General features: G+C 62.2%; 14 protein-coding genes and 1 tRNA gene. 7 read left to right on the forward strand and 8 right to left on the reverse strand.

Going from position 1 to position 15,723, the window contains the following annotated elements; all coding sequences use genetic code 11:
- Nucleotides 1-121: 121 nt before the first annotated feature.
- Nucleotides 122-808: a YjjG family noncanonical pyrimidine nucleotidase gene (locus F8197_RS13695; protein ID WP_152882315.1), complete on the forward strand. Its 687-nt coding sequence runs from the start codon at nucleotides 122-124 to the stop codon at nucleotides 806-808.
- 2 nt (nucleotides 809-810) lie between these two features.
- On the opposite strand, the gene F8197_RS13700 is transcribed toward F8197_RS13695, so the two are convergent.
- Both F8197_RS13700 and F8197_RS13705 read right to left on the reverse strand, forming a co-directional pair.
- Entirely contained in the window at nucleotides 811-1,929 is a 1,119-nt protein-coding gene (locus F8197_RS13700) for a YbdK family carboxylate-amine ligase (protein WP_019922431.1), read from the reverse strand.
- A gap of 1 nt (nucleotide 1,930) precedes the next feature.
- The gene (locus tag F8197_RS13705) at nucleotides 1,931-3,115 is read right to left on the reverse strand and encodes a cation:proton antiporter (protein WP_152882316.1); all 1,185 of its coding nucleotides are present in this window, start codon (nucleotides 3,113-3,115) and stop codon (nucleotides 1,931-1,933) included.
- A gap of 100 nt (nucleotides 3,116-3,215) precedes the next feature.
- Between F8197_RS13705 and fghA the strand changes: the two genes are divergently transcribed.
- A complete protein-coding gene (fghA, locus tag F8197_RS13710; protein ID WP_152882317.1) occupies nucleotides 3,216-4,055 on the forward strand; it encodes an S-formylglutathione hydrolase in 840 nt (279 codons plus the stop codon).
- 31 nt (nucleotides 4,056-4,086) lie between these two features.
- On the opposite strand, the gene F8197_RS13715 is transcribed toward fghA, so the two are convergent.
- Both F8197_RS13715 and F8197_RS13720 read right to left on the reverse strand, forming a co-directional pair.
- The gene (locus F8197_RS13715) at nucleotides 4,087-4,668 is read right to left on the reverse strand and encodes a DJ-1/PfpI family protein (RefSeq protein ID WP_373996870.1); all 582 of its coding nucleotides are present in this window, start codon (nucleotides 4,666-4,668) and stop codon (nucleotides 4,087-4,089) included.
- Nucleotides 4,669-4,745: 77 nt separating this feature from the next.
- On the reverse strand, nucleotides 4,746-5,708 hold the full coding sequence (locus F8197_RS13720) for a chemotaxis protein (protein ID WP_056144570.1): 963 nt from the start codon (nucleotides 5,706-5,708) through the stop codon (nucleotides 4,746-4,748).
- A 394-nt stretch (nucleotides 5,709-6,102) separates the two neighbouring features.
- On the opposite strand from F8197_RS13720, the gene F8197_RS29460 reads away from it, so the two are divergent.
- Both F8197_RS29460 and F8197_RS13730 read left to right on the forward strand, forming a co-directional pair.
- Nucleotides 6,103-6,321 carry a type II toxin-antitoxin system HicA family toxin gene (locus F8197_RS29460; RefSeq protein ID WP_227012295.1) on the forward strand — a complete coding sequence of 73 codons (219 nt, stop codon included), beginning with the start codon at nucleotides 6,103-6,105 and terminating at the stop codon, nucleotides 6,319-6,321.
- A 10-nt stretch (nucleotides 6,322-6,331) separates the two neighbouring features.
- Nucleotides 6,332-6,709, forward strand: coding sequence for a type II toxin-antitoxin system HicB family antitoxin (locus F8197_RS13730; protein WP_056144778.1), 378 nt, complete (start codon nucleotides 6,332-6,334; stop codon nucleotides 6,707-6,709).
- Nucleotides 6,710-6,712: 3 nt separating this feature from the next.
- On the opposite strand, the gene F8197_RS13735 is transcribed toward F8197_RS13730, so the two are convergent.
- Together F8197_RS13735 and F8197_RS13740 are read right to left on the reverse strand one after the other, a co-directional pair.
- Complete coding sequence (locus F8197_RS13735; RefSeq protein WP_152882318.1) at nucleotides 6,713-7,786, reverse strand: alpha/beta fold hydrolase; 1,074 nt, start codon at nucleotides 7,784-7,786, stop codon at nucleotides 6,713-6,715.
- Between the two features lie 137 nt (nucleotides 7,787-7,923).
- Nucleotides 7,924-7,999, reverse strand: a tRNA-Gly gene (locus F8197_RS13740).
- A 131-nt stretch (nucleotides 8,000-8,130) separates the two neighbouring features.
- Between F8197_RS13740 and F8197_RS13745 the strand changes: the two genes are divergently transcribed.
- Nucleotides 8,131-9,765: a Na+/H+ antiporter gene (locus tag F8197_RS13745; protein ID WP_152882319.1), complete on the forward strand. Its 1,635-nt coding sequence runs from the start codon at nucleotides 8,131-8,133 to the stop codon at nucleotides 9,763-9,765.
- Nucleotides 9,766-9,782: 17 nt separating this feature from the next.
- Here F8197_RS13745 and F8197_RS13750 read toward each other — a convergent pair whose 3' ends face one another.
- Nucleotides 9,783-11,882 carry a GGDEF and EAL domain-containing protein gene (locus F8197_RS13750; RefSeq protein WP_152882320.1) on the reverse strand — a complete coding sequence of 700 codons (2,100 nt, stop codon included), beginning with the start codon at nucleotides 11,880-11,882 and terminating at the stop codon, nucleotides 9,783-9,785.
- A gap of 86 nt (nucleotides 11,883-11,968) precedes the next feature.
- On the reverse strand, nucleotides 11,969-13,714 hold the full coding sequence (locus tag F8197_RS13755; RefSeq protein WP_227012239.1) for a family 43 glycosylhydrolase: 1,746 nt from the start codon (nucleotides 13,712-13,714) through the stop codon (nucleotides 11,969-11,971).
- 97 nt (nucleotides 13,715-13,811) lie between these two features.
- Between F8197_RS13755 and F8197_RS13760 the strand changes: the two genes are divergently transcribed.
- Nucleotides 13,812-14,888, forward strand: coding sequence for a sensor histidine kinase (locus tag F8197_RS13760; RefSeq protein WP_152882321.1), 1,077 nt, complete (start codon nucleotides 13,812-13,814; stop codon nucleotides 14,886-14,888).
- Nucleotides 14,876-15,715: a LytTR family DNA-binding domain-containing protein gene (locus F8197_RS13765; RefSeq protein ID WP_152882322.1), complete on the forward strand. Its 840-nt coding sequence runs from the start codon at nucleotides 14,876-14,878 to the stop codon at nucleotides 15,713-15,715. The genes F8197_RS13760 and F8197_RS13765 overlap by 13 nt, the downstream gene beginning before the upstream one ends.
- The last annotated feature ends 8 nt before the right edge of the window (nucleotides 15,716-15,723 follow it).

A 15,723-nucleotide genomic window follows, 5' to 3' on the forward strand; every position in this document is an offset into this window, starting at 1 on the left:
CCGACAGTCTACCGCAAGCAATCGCTTGTGGTCACACCCGAGACCGCTTACAGGCGCCTAATGCGGATCACCGGCCGGGCGTGCTAACATCGCCAATTAGAAACTCTTGCCCTGACCAGACATGAAGCACCGGCTATTTCTGTTTGACCTCGACGACACCCTGCTCGATTTCCGCGCCTCCGAACACCTTTCGTTCCAGCACACCATGCAGGTGCTGGGCCTGGACACTCTCCCCGACGGCCTGTTCAGCCAGTACCAGGCGATCAACGTGGCGCTGTGGCGCAGCCTGGAACTCGGTGAAGTGACCACCGAGTTTCTCAAGGTCGAGCGCTTCCGCATGACCTTCCTGGCGCACCAGATGGACCTCGATCCCAAGGAAGCGAGCGACATCTATCTGGCGTCGCTGGCCAACTCGGTAGTGCTGATCGACGGCGCCAAACAGGTATGCGAAACGCTGGCCGCGATCGGCGAAGTGGGCATCATCACCAATGGCGCGGAACATATCCAGCGGCTGCGCATCGCCAGCTCCGGCCTGCAGGATTACATCTCGTTCGTCGCCACCTCGGAAGGCTCCGGCCACGCCAAGCCCGACGTGCGCTTCTTCGAGTACGCGGCAAAGATGGCCAAGCCGTTCAGCAAGGACCAGGCCATCATCATCGGCGACCGCCTCGACGCCGACATCCTCGGCGCCAACCGCTACGGCATCGACAGCTGCTGGTTCAACCGCGACCGGCTGGCCAATACGTCGCAGGCGGTGCCCACGTTCGAGGTGGCCGCGCTGGACCAGATCGTGCCCATCCTTACATAAGATTAGCGGCCGCGGAAGCGCTGGATGGCCGCATCGACCATGCCTTCGGCGCTGCCGCTGCGGTCGTATTGCTGGCGCAGGTAGTGGGCGTCGCTGCCTTCGTGGGTGGCGCGCACCAGGTGCTGCAACCCCTCGGTGCCGCCCAGCGTGACGCCGTACGGTTCCATCTTGCGCAGCGTGGTCAGGATGTCTTCGCGCAGCGACAGGCTTTCGTAGGTTTTCGGGTGCACCAGCGTGCCATCGAGGCCAAAGCGGCAAGCCTGGAAACGGTTGTAGTTGTAGACCAGGTAGTCGTCCTCGGCCGGCGCCTCTTCGCGCCGTTCCAGCAGGTACGCGCACAGCGCCTGCAGGTACGCCGCCAGCGCGGCGGCGCGTTCCACCGTCAAGGGCGTATCGCATACGCGTAGTTCGATGGTGCCGAACTCGGGCTTGGGGCGGATGTCCCAGTAAAAATCCTTCATGCTCTTGATCACGCCCGTGTGTTCCATCTTGGCGAAATACTCGTGCTCGAAGCTGTCCCAGCTGAGCGTAAACGGCGCCCGGCCGCTCATCGGGAATGCAAATACCGAGTTCAGCCGCGCCGAATTGAACAGCGTGTCGTTACCCTGCACGAACGGCGACGACGACGACAGCGCGATAAAGTGCGGCACGTAACGGCTGAGCGAATGCAGCAGGAACAGCGCATCGTCGCCGTTGGCGCAGCCGACGTGCACGTGCTGGCCGAAAATGGTGAACTGCTTGGCCAGGTAACCGTACAGTTCGGACACTTCCTTGAAGCGCGGCTTGGAGAAGATACGGCGCTCCGACCATTTCTGGAACGGGTGGGTGCCGCCGCCGCAAATACCGATATTGAGTTGCTCGCCGGCCTGCACCAGCGTGTCGCGGATCACCTGCAACTGCGCGACCAGCTCATTGTGGCGGGTGTGGACGTCGCTGTTAATCTCGATCATGCTCTCGGTGATCTCGGGCGTGACGTTGCCGGGGAACGGCTTGCGGCCCAGCAGGTGCAGCAGGTCGGGGCTCGAGGCGGTCAGATCGTAGTCGGACAGGCTCACCAGTTGCAGTTCGAGCTCCACACCCAGGGTCAACGGCTCGGAGTTGTTAAATTTTTCCAATGACATCTCAAATCTCCTTCTTGGTCGTTTCGGCAGCCCAGATCAGGGCGCGCTGGGTGAAGATCGGTCCCAGCACTTCCAGCACCAGGGTCATGGCAGCCAGCGCGGCCAGCTCGTCGACCAGCACGATGCCCATGTAGCGGGTTTGCTCGAGCAGCAGGGTGACGAACACCGACATCGGCGCCAGCGCCACGCCGGTCAACATGCCCTTGCGCCACGAAATGCCGCCCACCTTGGCAAACACCGTCACGCTGGCCGTTTTGACCAGGAAGCGCGCCAGCAGCAGCACCATGCCGAGACCGGCGCCTTCCACCACGCGGCTCCACTCCAGGGTTGACACGGCAAACACGAACAGCAGCACGGTCAGCAGTTCGCCGATACCACCGAAGTTGCGCTCGGTACGACTGAACGCCACCCGGCTGTGGCGCGCGGCCAGGCCGAACGTGAGCGTAGCGAGCACCGGTGACACCTCGAACGCCGACGAACCGGCCACCAGCAGCACCACGCCCAGCGCGAACGCGATGGTGCCATCCTGCGCCAGCGCGCCCAGGCGGCGCAGCACGGCCGGCACCAGGAAGCCGAGGATGGCGCCCATGGCGGCCGAAATCAGCAACTCGATCAGCGAATGCGAGATTGCTTGCGTCAGGCTGCCCGAGGTTTCAAATACCCAGAAACCGACCACGACCTTGAAGACAAACACGGCCAGCACGCAATTGATGGCCACCAAGTGCAGTACGCGCTCGGTGACCTGCCCCGAGCTGTTCTGCTCGTTAATCACGCGCAGCACCCCGGCCGGCGACGTGGACATGGCCAGCGAAGCGAGCAGCAGCGACGTCAGCGACGGCATGCCGGACAGCGTGGCGATCAGGTACACCACGCCAAAGGTGGCGGCCGATTCGACCAGCCCGGTGACCAGGATCCAGGGATTGATGCGCAACCAGCGCAAATTGATGCGGTAACCGAATTCGAACAGGATCAGGCCGAACGCAAAGTTGGCCAGCGAGGTGACGGTGCTGGAGGCGCCGCTGGTAAGCGCTTCGGGAAACGCCTGCGACAAGAGGAAACCAACGATACCGTACACGCTGATGCGCGGCAGCTGGGTCCAGCGGTGTATGAATTCGCCCAACAGCCAGGCAAGAGCGATGGCAAGCGGCCAACCGAGGTCGGCCAGGATGACCTGGAAATCCGGCATGTAGTTCTCCTATTTTTTGCAAAACACTTAACGTTACTAGTAGTATTATGGCCGATTACGCCATCGACTACTGTTCCATAAGAAACATAAGGAAACTTCTATGCTCGAATTACTGAGTGAACACGCCTGTTTCGGCGGCGTTCAACGCTTTTATCGCCACGACTCGCGCGAGATCGGCTTGCCGATGCGCTTCTCCGTTTTCATTCCCGCCAACCCGGACAATGCGCGCCTGCCGGCTCTGTTCTACCTGGCCGGCCTGACCTGCAACGAAGAAACCTTCATGATCAAGGCAGGCGCCCAGCGCTTTGCCGCCGAAGCCGGCCTGATCCTGATCGCGCCGGACACCAGCCCGCGCGGCGCCAACGTTGAAGGCGAGTCGGACAGCTGGGACTTCGGCGTGGGCGCCGGTTTTTACCTGGACGCCACCAAGCCTGAGTGGAGCAAGCATTACCGCATGCAAAGCTACATCCACGAACTGCGCGAGCTGGTCATCGCCGAGCTGCCGGTGGATGGCGCGCGGGTCGGTATCTTCGGCCATTCGATGGGCGGCCATGGCGCGCTGACACTGGCGCTGAAAAATCCGCAGGCGTTCAAGTCGGTGTCGGCCTTCGCGCCGATTGCCGCGCCGATCAAGTCGCCGTGGGGCAAGAAGGCGTTCACCGGCTACCTCGGTGACGACCAGGAAACATGGGAGCAGTACGACGCCTCGGTCTTGATGTCGCGCCTGCAGACGCCCTTCCCGTCCGGCATCCTGATCGACCAGGGCCTGGGCGACAAGTTTCTCGCCGAGCAGCTCTATCCGGAAGTGTTCGAGGCGGCCTGCCGCAACGCTGCGCAGCCACTGGAATTGCGGCAGCATCCGCTGTACGACCACGGCTATTACTTCATCGCGACCTTCATCGAAGACCACATCCGCTTCCACGCCAGGAACCTGGCATAAGCGATGCGATGCACCGCTGCCGGAACAGGTGCTACAGCTTGATTTCGGTACCGAGCGCTTTGAGGAATTGGGCCAGCCACGCCGGATGGGCCGGCCACGCGGGAGCGGTAATGAAGTTGCCGTCGGTAATAGCCTGGTCCACCGCGATATCGGCATAGGTGGCGCCGGCCAGCTTGACCTCGGGCGAGCAGGCCGGGTAGCAGGCGATGGTCTTGCCGCGTATGACCTCGGCGGCGGCCAGCAACTGGGCGCCGTGGCACACCGCCGCGATCGGTTTTCCGGCAGCGGCAAACTCCTGGACGATGGCGATCACGCGCGGATTGAGGCGCAGGTACTCGGGCGCGCGGCCGCCGGCAATTGCCAGCGCATGGTAGTTGGCGGTATCGACCTCGTCGAAATTGGCGTTCAGCGCAAACAGGTGGCCGGGCTTTTCGGTATAGGTCTGGTCGCCTTCGAAATCGTGGATGGCGGTTTTGATGGTGTCGCCGGCGCGCTTGCCCGGGCAGACGGCGTGGACGACATGACCGACCATTTGCAGCGCCTGGAATGGCACCATGGTCTCGTAATCCTCGGCAAAGTCGCCGGTCAGAAACAGGATGTTTTTGGCTGTCACGATAGATCCTTTCGAGTGAAAGAAAAAAGGCCACGACGTTACCGCCGTGGCCCTCGATACTACCGTGTTTTGCTGCCTTAAGCGGCAACCTTGCCAATCACGTTACGAATGGTGGAAGCCAGATCTTCGGCCGAGAACTTGGCCACGTACGCATCCGCGCCCACGCCCTTGACGTGATCCTCGTTGGTCTTGCCTGACAGCGAAGAGTGGATCACCACCGGGATCTTGGCAAAACGGGCGTCCTGCTTGATCTTGCGCGTCAAGGTAAAACCGTCCATTTCCGGCATTTCCAGGTCTGTCAGCACCATCGCCACGCGGTCGCTGACCGGTACGCCTTCAGCCTTGGCGCCATCGGCAATCGAATTGAGGCGCTCCCAGGCTTCCTTGCCCGACTTGGTCATGATGAAATGCACGCCCATCGCTTCCAGGCCTTTTTCGATCAGGTTGCGCGCCACCACCGAATCGTCGGCAGCGAGCACCACGGAGCCTGGCTTCAACAGCACTTTCGGGCCGATGGTTTCCATGTCCACGTCTTTACCATCGGGCGGCACCAGCTCGCGCAAGATGGTTTCCACGTCCAGCACCTGCGCCAGGCGGGTGTTTTGCACATCGCCATCGACGCGCGCGATACTGGTGACCTTGCCGCCGGCGGTACCTTCGGCCGTCAGCACCTGGCTCCAGTCGAGGCGCACGATTTCTTCCACCGATTCCACAGCGAACGCTTGCGTGGTGCGCGCGAACTCGGTAACCAGCATGATATTGAGACCAGTTTTTGGGGTCACACCGACGATGCCCGGCAAATCGAGCACCGTGATAATTTGACCGCGCAAATTGACGACGCCCAGCATGTGTGGCGGGGATCCGGCCACAGCTGTCACTTCAGGCATCGCCACGATTTCGCGGATTTTGAAGACGTTAATACCGAACAATTCCGAGTGTTCGCCATTGGCGTCAGCGCCGAGGCGGAACAGCAACAGTTCGAATTTGTTGGAATTGGTCAAATTACTGCGTTCATCCACTTCCTGCTGAACTGATTTCATAGATCGTCTCCGTCGGGTGCGCAGAACAGCGAGTCCACCGCGGACCCCTGCTGCCATTGCCTGAGAAGTATAACGTTCGCAACACTGTTACGGAGCACTTTCAGTGGCGTAATCTTGTCCTACAGCACGATAAACAACGGTCTGTGAGGCAACATTGTCAATTCAAGCAGGGATTTGAGGTGAATGTGGATTGAATGATTTTCCCTGGGCCATAGTGGGGAGCTTTTGGCGAAGCTCGATGTCTAATGTGATCAAGGTCTGGAATTATTCAGCAGCTGATGTAGTCATCTTCTCTCTCGCCGTTGGCCACCAGATTCGCAACTAAATTTCAGTTGCACTTCACCGATACGGGTTACATAATCTCATGTCCAAGACCGCAAAGCTCGTTGCACGAATGATATGCATACCCGCTGATTTCACTTGGGATGAGTTGTGCACTGTGCTCGCCGGCTTCAGTTTTACAGAAGGGAAAGCTGGAGGTGGTTCGTATCGCACCTTCACGGATAAGCACGGTCGAAAGATCTTTCTACATGAGCCACATCCCGGAAAAATTATGAGGCGATACGCGGTACGGGAAGTTGTCAGTAAATTGAAGGAATTTGGTCTGCTATGAGGACGTTATCATGAGTGACATCACCTTGAACTACAAGGGCTACTGCGGCTCTATCGAAACCAGCGTCGAAGATGACTGTTTGTTTGGAAAAATACTCTTCATAACAGATCTCGTCACATATGAGGCGACAACACCGGCACAGTTAAAATCGGCGTTCGAAAACGCCGTGGACTTATACGTTGAACAGTGTAGTGCGCAAGGCCTGCAACCTGACAAGCCTTTTAGCGGCACGCTGAACGTTCGACTCACGCAGGAAATGCACCGCGCAGCGGCGATCAAGGCTGCTGGCATGGGGCAGACGCTCAATGAGTTTATCAAACAATGTATATCGCTCGGGATCGCGCTCGACACAAGCAATATTGGCCGAGGCGGCAAGCCCGCAGCCTGAACCTCAATCACAACGATCAAAGTTCTCCCGCAACAGCTTGTACTGCGCCGCCACCATCGGTGGATTCGGATCGTGGCCGGCGGCGGGCACCAGCACGAATTGCTTGCGCGGTGCTTCAATGAAGTCGAAGTAGCGGCGGCTCTGGTCGGCCATCGTCAGCAGATCCTCCTGGCCCTGCACCATGTAGAAAGGCACGGCAAACTTCGGCCCCAGCTGGTAGAGGTCGATCGAATAGCCAATGCCGTCGCCCTTCATGCCGACGAACTGCAGCCAGGAATAATCCTCGCCGGCCATGTAGTCGGCCTTGGCCTTGGGTGTTTCGTACTCGGGCGGCGTTACCCACCACGAGGCGGGTGCTGGTGTGGTCACCAGCCGCTCGTACTTGACGATCACCCGCCGCAAGATGCCGGCGTTGCGCGGATTGGTCCACGGCGGCGGGCCGATGGCGTCGAGCTTGGCGATCGAATCGGCATCGTTGGCAACGCGGGCGCGCGCCAGCGTGGCGCTGTAGCTGCCATTCTGGCCAAACTTGCCCACCAGTTGCGATGAACTGATGTAGCCGCAGAACATGGCCGGATCGGCCTTGGCCATGTTTACGCCCAATACCGAGCTCCACGAACCACCCATCAGGATCACTTGCTTCTTGCCGAAACGCCTGGCCGCATAGTGCGACACCTCGATGCCGTCATCGCGCAGTTGTTCGATGCGCAGGGGGACGTCGTCGGACAACGGTGTGCGGCCGTACGTCATGCCGGAACCGCGTTGATCCCACTGGACGATGGTGTAATGCTGTTCCCAAGGCTGGTACACGGCGTCGGCAAACGGCGTGGTCGGGTTGCCGGGGCCGCCATGAATCAGCACGATGATCGGGTTGGTACAACTACTGCCCTTGATGCGCACCCACTGGTCCATGCCACCGATGCGCACGAAGCCTTTTTCGTCGACTGCCTGATTGGCCTTGGTGCAGACGGTGTCGGCCAGCATGCCGAAATCCGGGGTATCGGCGGCTTCTGCTGCCGGTGACGAGAGCAAGACCAATGATGTTGCAACCAGGGGAGCGATAAAGTGGCGTGCCATGCAGTTTCTCCATTCACAAGAAAATTCATTATGAATAAAAAAACAAGCATTGTCACTTGCAAATGACGGCCACAAAAAAAGGACCCGCAGGTCCTTTTGAGCGATATACAGATTCAACAATCTGCGCATCTGAATGCTGGAGCGGGAGAAGAGTCTCGAACTCTCGACCTCAACCTTGGCAAGGTTGCGCTCTACCAACTGAGCTACTCCCGCTTGGAGAGGCAAGATTATGACAGAACTTTTTCAAAAACACCAGTGCCCGGTGCTATCCCTTTGCCAAGTTCTTACCGTGCGGCCCATCGGTTAAACTCCATACCATTTAGCAATGGTAATGAAGGACTGGAATGGATTCGATTGAAATTGTGCTGGTCATGCTGTTGGCCGTGGTGGCCAGCGCGTACCTGATGCGGCTGCTGCCAAGTGCGATTCCGCTGCCGCTGGTGCAGATCGCGCTGGGGGCGCTGATCGCTGCCAAGTCCACGCACGGCGTGGAACTGGAGCCCGACCTGTTTTTCCTGATTTTCCTGCCGCCGCTGCTGTTCCTTGACGGCTGGCGCATCCCCAAAAGCGGGCTGCTGCGCGACAAGGGCACCATCCTCGAACTGGCGTTCGGGCTGGTGTTCTTTACCGTGATCGGCGCCGGCTTCCTGATCCACTGGCTAATTCCCGCCATGCCGCTGGCCGTCGCTTTTGCGCTGGCCGCCATCGTCTCGCCCACCGATCCGATCGCGGTCAGCTCGATCGCGTCCAACACGCCGATTCCCAAGCGCCTGATGCACATCCTCGAAGGCGAATCGCTGCTCAACGACGCCAGCGGCCTGGTGTGCTTCCGCTTCGCGGTGGCCGCTGCCATGACCGGCGCGTTTTCGATCGGCAGCGCCAGCCTGACGTTTGTGTGGGTGGTGATCGCGGGCCTCGGCTCCGGCGTGGCCGTCACCATGGTCGTGACCTGGGTGCAGCGCTGGCTCACGCGCCACTTCGGCGAACCGGTCGGCTCGCCGATCCTGGTCAACCTGCTGCTGCCATTCGGCGCCTACCTGGTGGCCGAGCGGCTCAACGCGTCCGGCATCCTGGCGGCGGTGGCGGCCGGCGTGACCATGAGCTACGTGGAGCTGAGCGGCCAGGCCATGGCCAATACCCGCATCCAGCGCTCGGCCGTGTGGGACACGGTGCAGTTTGCGCTCAACGGCATCATGTTCGTGCTGCTGGGCGAACAGCTGCCCGATATCTTCAAGGGCGCCCGCGCCACCATCGAGGAAAGCGGCCACCTCAACCCGTGGTGGCTGGCGGTGTACGCGGTGGCCATTACCGGCGGCCTGCTGGTGCTGCGCTTTGCCTGGGTGTGGGCGTCGCTGCGGCTGACCATTTTCAAGCAGCGCCTGCGCCATGCGCCGGGTCCGCAAATCAAGTGGCGCCTGGTGATGGCCACCACGCTGGCCGGCGCACGCGGCACCATCACCCTGGCCGGCGTGCTGACGCTGCCGCTGCTGCTGCCCAATGGCGAACCATTCCCCGCCCGTGCGCTGACCATCTTCCTGGCCTGCTCGGTGATCCTGCTGTCCCTGCTGATCGCCAGTATCGGGTTGCCGCGCCTGCTCAAGGGCGTGACCTTCCCGGCCGAACCGGAAGAGCAGCAGGAGGAAGACCTGGGGCGTCGCGCCGCCGCCACCGCCGCACTCGAAGCAGTGAAGGATGCGCAGATCAAGCTGATGGAGTCGGGTACCTGCGCCGATCCGAATGTGTATCCGGAAGCGGCAGGCCGCGTGATCGCGTTCTATGAGCACCGGCTCAAGGAAGTGGAACCGGAGAAGGAAGGCGCCTGGCGCCGCACCGATTCGGCCGAACGCGAGCTGCGCCTGGCCGGGCTGAAAGCCGAGCGGCGCGTGGTGTTCGACCTGGCGCGGCACGACAAGATCTCGGATTCCATTTCGCGCAAGCTGGTGCGCGAAATCGACCTGATGGAGGAGCGTTACAAATGAGCGTTAAAAAGTAAGCGCTAAAAATTCATCGGGGCCGAGGCATCCTGCAGCATGTTCTCGGCCGCCTCCGGGCGGCCGAACAAAAAGCCCTGGAAGTGCGAACAGCCCTCGTTTTTCAGTTGCAGGAACTGCGCCTCGGTTTCCACGCCCTCGGCCGTGGTCTTGATCAGCAGGCTGCTCGACAGGCCGGTGATGGCGCGGATGATGGCCATCGCTTCCTTGCTGGTGCCCATGTCGCGCACGAACGATTTGTCGATCTTGATGCGGTCGAACGGGAACGAGCGCAGGTAGCTGAGCGACGAGTAGCCGGTGCCGAAATCGTCGAGCGAAATCGCCACGCCCAGGTGCTTGAGCGCGCGCAGCGTGCGGATATTGCCGTCGCTGTTGTCGAGCAGGACCGATTCGGTGATTTCCAGCTCCAGCCGCGCCGGGTCCAGGCCCGAGTCGGCCAAGGCCAGCGCCACCACCTTGACCAGGTCGGTACACTTGAACTGCACCGGCGACAGGTTGACCGCCACCACCGCATTATTTTCCCAGCCCACCGCCTCCTGGCACGCCAGGTTCAGCGCACGCACGCCGATCTCGTGGATCAAGCCGGTTTCCTCGGCAATCGGGATGAACTCCATCGGCGGAACCAGCCCGCGCACGGGATGCTGCCAGCGCATCAGCGCCTCGTAACCGGAAATGCGGCCGTCCGTTTCGATCACAGGCTGGTAGTGCATTTCGAGCTGGCCCTGGTGCAGCGCACGGCGCAATTCGGTTTCCATCTGGCGCCGGTGACGCGACGCTTCTTCCAGCTCCGGGCGGAAGACTTCGAAACGATTGCGGCCGTTGCGCTTGGCTTCGTACAGCGCCATGTCGCCGTAGCGCATCAGCTCCTCGCCGCTGGCCGGTTCGGTGGCAGTGGCCTGCGCGATGCCCACCGACAGCCCCACCGAAAAACTGTGGCCGTCGATCAGGAACGCCGGCGCCACCGCGTCAATCAGGCGCTGGGCCGCAAGCCGCGCTTCATCGAGCCGTTTCACGCGCGGCAGCACCACGGCAAATTCGTCGCCCCCCAGGCGGGCCAGCGTGTCCTGCTCGCGCAGCGATTTTTTCAGGCGCTTGCCCAGCGCCAGCAGGATCTTGTCACCAAAAGCGTGACCCAGCGCGTCGTTGATGTTCTTGAAGTTGTCGAGGTCCAGGCACAGGATGGCGGTGCCGGTCTCGCTGCCCTCCCCGTCCAAGATGGCCTGCTCCAGGCGGGCGTTGAAAAAGGCGCGGTTGGGCAGGTCGGTCAGGCCGTCGTGCTGGGCCATGTGGTGGATTTGCGCGTAGGCGGCCAGTTCCTCGGTGACGTCCTCGGTAATCACCAGCACATAATCGCCGCCCTCGTCGGGCCGGCTGCCGATCGCCACCCGGCTGCGCAGGTGGCGCGGACCGATCGACGTCTGCACCAGGCTTTCGCTGTCCACCCGCTCCGCTTCGGACAGGTCGCCCGAGGTCTGGCGCGCGATGTACGCGGCGATTTCAGATGTCAGGCACTGGCCGGGGGTGCGGCCCACCATGTCGTGGCGCGGCTGGGCGAACAGCAGTTGCGCCTGCTGGTTGGCCAGCAGGATTTCGCCGGTGGCGCGGTCCAGCACCAGCACGCTGGCCGGAATATTGGCGATCACCGAATCGAGGAAGCGCGACATGCCGGCCATCTGCACGCTGTACTGCTCGGCCATCTCTTTCGCTTCGATCAGGCTCAGTTGCTGCTGGCGGCGTTCGGTGACATCGCGCGTGATCTTGGCAAAGCCGAGCAACACGCCGCGCTGGTCGCGGATCGCCTCGATCACCACGCTGGTCCAGAAGCGGCTGCCGTTCTTGCGCAGGCGCCACCCTTCCGCTTCGAAGCGGCTGTCCTGGCGCGCAATCGACAGCGCGCGCTGCGGCAGGCCCACAGCGCGATCCTCGTCGCTGTAGAACAGGGCGAAATTCTTGCCGATGATTTCGTCCGCCTGGTAGCCCTTGGCGCGCTCGGCGCCGGCGTTCCAGTTGATCACATGGCCGTCGGGATCGAGCATGTAAATGGCATAGTCGGAAACGCCTTGCACCAGCAGGCGATACATCAGGTCGGAATTAACGGCAGTCATAGCATGGAGGTGTTACATGGGGAATATCCAACTATACAGCAATTAATTCCGCGCAGAAATTTTGTAAATTACCACCTCCTAATTCGTTACTTTTTTGACGCATCAATGGCTTGGAATGTGAAGTCGTTCAGCCGCACCGTGCCCACGCCGGCGCAATACACGCCCAGCTTCAGACTGAGAAAACCGCCGAACACGTTGTGGTGGATGCCCGATACTTCCATGCGCGTACCGTGCAACGTCCAATGGCGTCCGCCATCGTGCGAGTAATGAAAGGTGATTACGTTTTCCACATTGGTCAGGCGCACCCGCACTGTCGAGGTGGCGCGCTGCACGCGGGCCCAGCTGTGCTCCTCGGCATACTGGAAAGTCTTGATGGTGTCCGGCGCAAAGCCCAGTCCCACGAACGCCTTGCTGTTATAGAACAGCAGCAGGCCGGCCTCCGCCTGCCCGTCCAGGGTGAGCGTGATTTCAGCCTGGTACGAGTGCTCGCCCACCCCGCAGGTGAGCGGCCGGCTGTCGGCCGGCGTGCGGCCGCGCCCGGCCAGTTCCAGCCCCTGCTGCGTGTAGCGCGCACGGTGCGACTCGTCGGGCGCAGGATCGTGAAACGCCCATTGCACGCCCATGCGGTTGCTGCTGAAGTCGTCGGACAGCGCATGGCCCGAAGGTCCGGCCTTGCCTCCGCGCGGTTTCGGCAACGGCCGCGACAAATCGCCGCCCAGCGCCCGGAACCAGCCGTCGGCAGTCCACTCGATCGGTTCGAGCAGGGTCTGGCGGCCCAGCGTGCGGTAGCCGTTCTCGTAGCCGTGATAAATCATCCACCAGTCGCCGGCCGGGCCTTCCACCAGCGTGGCATGGCCGCGCGACCACCAGGGCTCGGCGGTGCTGGTGGTGCGCACCAGTGGATTGTGCGGGCAATGCTCCCACGGTCCGTGGATCGACGCCGACCGCGCGGCAATCACCATGTGGCCGGTGACCGGTCCGGCAGTGCCGCCCACCGCCGTCACCAGGTAAAACCACTTGCCGCGACGTAGCAGCTTGGGGCCTTCGGGCGCGAAGTTTTCCACCACCCAGTCGGCCGGGTAGCGCCACGGTTCGTAGGCCTTTTCCAGCTGGCCGTCGGTGGCCAGGCCATCGTCGGTGAGGCGGATCTTGCGGATGCCGTTGACGAACAGATAGCGCTTGCCGTCCTCGCCCACCACGTGGCCGGGATCGATGCAGCCAGCGATCTTGAGATCGACCGGCTCGCTCCACGGGCCGGCGATGTTGTCGGCCCAGATCGCGTAAATCGACCAGGCGTCGCCATCGGGCGCGGCGGGAATATAGATGAAGTAGCGGCCGTTGTGCTTGCACAGGTCCACCGCCCACACGGCGCCCAGCGGCTTGGTCAGGGCGGCGGTGATCGGCCGCCAGTTGACCAGGTCGGTCGAATGCCAGATCACCAGGCCGGGGTACGAGTAGAACGACGAGTACGTCAGGTAGTAGTCGCTGCCGTCCTTGAGCACGGTCGGGTCGGGATGGTCGCCAGCGATGATGGGGTTGCGGTACAAGCCGTTGCCGAGGTCGGCCTGGCGCTGGCCTTCCACGCCTTTGCCCCAGCCTGGTGAGGGTGGCGTGCAGCCAGCCGCGCCTGGGCTGGTAGCCGCGTTGGAATTGCCGCTGGTGTCGGCGGCGTCTGCGCCGATGCCTGTGGCGTTGCCTGTGCCTGTGGCGCTGCGGCTGGTGCTGGCGGCATTAACGGCGGCAGCGGTGGCAGCCAGCGCGGGCACCGCCGACAGCGAGGCGGCGCCGGCCAGCATGGTTTTAAAGGCCTTGCGGCGGGCATCGTTGGTCATCATGGTCTCCATAGTTATGATGACAGCGTATCTGAAAACGATTTCAGCCACAAGCTACCATTTGACAATGTAACAAGAATCACCAATCATGGCCGCCATGTCTTCCATATTCCATAGCCGCACCAGGCTCAACCTCGCCATCGCCTGGCTCCTGTTCTGGAGCCTGATGACGGCCACTGCCATCCAGGAATTCATCCGCAACGGTGGCGGCGCGCTGTGGAAGCCGATCTCGTGGGAGGCGACATCGTTTCTGGCTGTCACCGTGCTGCTTTATCTGCAACGCCGTTATACCGCCCGCTACGATGACCTGGTGGGCTCGCCGGTGCGCTGGTTCGCGCGCCAGCTGGTCTGGCTGCCCGTGTACTGGGTGGCATTTACGCCGCTTGCCTTCGGCATGCGCCACCTGCTGTACCGCATGGCCGGCGATGTTTATACCCACGAAGCCTGGCCCGAAGTGCTGCTGTACGAGAACGTCAAGATGACGGTGTTCTTTTTCATTTTTGCCACGATTACCTTCGGCATCCTGTCGTACCACGCCATGCTCAGCGAAAAGCTCAGACTGGAACGGGCGAACGCCTCGCTGCGCGAAGTGCAATTGCTGCGCCTCACCCAGCAACTGCAGCCGCACTTCCTGTTCAACGCCCTCAACACCGTCTCGTCGCTGATGCATACCGACGTGGACCGCGCCGACGCCATGCTGATCCAGCTGGCCGACGTGCTGCGCGCCACGCTCGACGTGGGCGAGCAACACCAGGTGCCACTGTCCACCGAACTGCGCCTGCTGCGCGGCTATGCGGCGTTGATGGCCGAACGCTTCTCCGACCGCGTCAGCATCGCCTGGCAGATCGACGAAGCGCTGCTGAACTGTCCGGTACCGGTGATGAGCCTGCAGCCGCTGCTGGAAAACATCTTCAAGCACACGGTGGAACGGCGACGCCAGCCAACCGTCATCGCCATCACCGCGCACCGCGAAGATGGATTGCTGGTGCTGCGGGTGGAGGATGATGGCGGGCGGTTGGCGACGGCGAGTGACGCTGGCGACAACACCGGCATCGGTGTGCGCAATTTGCGCGAGCGCCTGGCGACCGGGTACGGCGCCGGGGCGACGTTCAACCTGATCCAGCTTGCGCCTGCCGGCGTGCGGGCGGAAATGCGGTTGCCATGCGGATCCTGATCGTTGACGACGAGCGCCCGGCGCGCGACAAGCTGCGGCGCCTGCTGGAGCAGGAGCCGGACATTACCGCCATCGGCGAAGCGCGCGATGGCGTCGATGCGCTCGAACAATTACCGGCGTTCGCGCCCGACCTGCTGCTGCTCGACATCCAGATGCCGGAAATAAACGGCCTGGACGTGGCGGCCTCGCTGCCGGTCCAGGCGCCGCTGGTGGTGTTCGTCACTGCCTACGACGACTACGCCATCCGCGCCTTCGACGCCAGCGCCATCGACTACCTGCTCAAACCCTACGACCAGCAGCGGCTGCGGCGTGCGCTGGACCGCGCCCGCGCGCGCTTGCCGCACGGTGCGCTTGCGCCGCTTTTTTCTTCGCCATGCCCTGCTTCGCCACACACGGCCCTGCCCGTCCCTGCGCAACTGCTGGTACCGGAACGCGGCGGCATGCGCGTGGTGCGGGTGCAAGACATCCAGTGGATCGAAACGGCCGACAACTACGTGGTGCTGCATATGGCCGATGCTCAGCCGCTGATGCGCCAGACCCTGGCCGGCCTGCTCGACAAGCTCGGCCCGCGCTTCGTGCGCTGCCATCGCCGCGCCGCAGTGCAGCTGGACTGGGTGGCCGGCATCGAAGCACTGGACAAGGGCGACGGCGAACTGCTGTTGCGCGGCGGCGCCCGGGTGCCGTGCTCGCGCCAGTTCCGCAACGAGGTGGTGGCGCGGCTGCAAGCGGGCACGGTGTCAGGCGACGTCCCTGGCGCACCTGGCAGCTCCAATAATTCCAACTCGCCCCACCGGCATCCCGGTTCGCCCCACGACGCTGGACCCTGAGCGGACGG

This window comes from Duganella sp. FT27W (assembly GCF_009295655.1).
GTDB lineage: Bacteria > Pseudomonadota > Gammaproteobacteria > Burkholderiales > Burkholderiaceae_D > Rugamonas > Rugamonas zoogloeoides.

Excerpts from the sequence above, each read along its gene's own strand:
- F8197_RS13695 (WP_152882315.1), top strand. The coding sequence starts at position 122 with ATGAAGCACCGGCTATTTCTGTTTGACCTCGACGACACCCTGCTCGAT.
- F8197_RS13735 (WP_152882318.1), bottom strand. The coding sequence starts at position 7,786 with ATGGCACGCCACTTTATCGCTCCCCTGGTTGCAACATCATTGGTCTTG.
- F8197_RS13745 (WP_152882319.1), top strand. The coding sequence starts at position 8,131 with ATGGATTCGATTGAAATTGTGCTGGTCATGCTGTTGGCCGTGGTGGCC.
- F8197_RS29460 (WP_227012295.1), top strand. The coding sequence starts at position 6,103 with ATGATATGCATACCCGCTGATTTCACTTGGGATGAGTTGTGCACTGTG.
- F8197_RS13760 (WP_152882321.1), top strand. The coding sequence starts at position 13,812 with ATGTCTTCCATATTCCATAGCCGCACCAGGCTCAACCTCGCCATCGCC.
- F8197_RS13765 (WP_152882322.1), top strand. The coding sequence starts at position 14,876 with ATGCGGATCCTGATCGTTGACGACGAGCGCCCGGCGCGCGACAAGCTG.
- F8197_RS13700 (WP_019922431.1), bottom strand. The coding sequence starts at position 1,929 with ATGTCATTGGAAAAATTTAACAACTCCGAGCCGTTGACCCTGGGTGTG.
- fghA (WP_152882317.1), top strand. The coding sequence starts at position 3,216 with ATGCTCGAATTACTGAGTGAACACGCCTGTTTCGGCGGCGTTCAACGC.
- F8197_RS13750 (WP_152882320.1), bottom strand. The coding sequence starts at position 11,882 with ATGACTGCCGTTAATTCCGACCTGATGTATCGCCTGCTGGTGCAAGGC.
- F8197_RS13720 (WP_056144570.1), bottom strand. The coding sequence starts at position 5,708 with ATGAAATCAGTTCAGCAGGAAGTGGATGAACGCAGTAATTTGACCAAT.
- F8197_RS13705 (WP_152882316.1), bottom strand. The coding sequence starts at position 3,115 with ATGCCGGATTTCCAGGTCATCCTGGCCGACCTCGGTTGGCCGCTTGCC.
- F8197_RS13755 (WP_227012239.1), bottom strand. The coding sequence starts at position 13,714 with ATGACCAACGATGCCCGCCGCAAGGCCTTTAAAACCATGCTGGCCGGC.
- F8197_RS13730 (WP_056144778.1), top strand. The coding sequence starts at position 6,332 with ATGAGTGACATCACCTTGAACTACAAGGGCTACTGCGGCTCTATCGAA.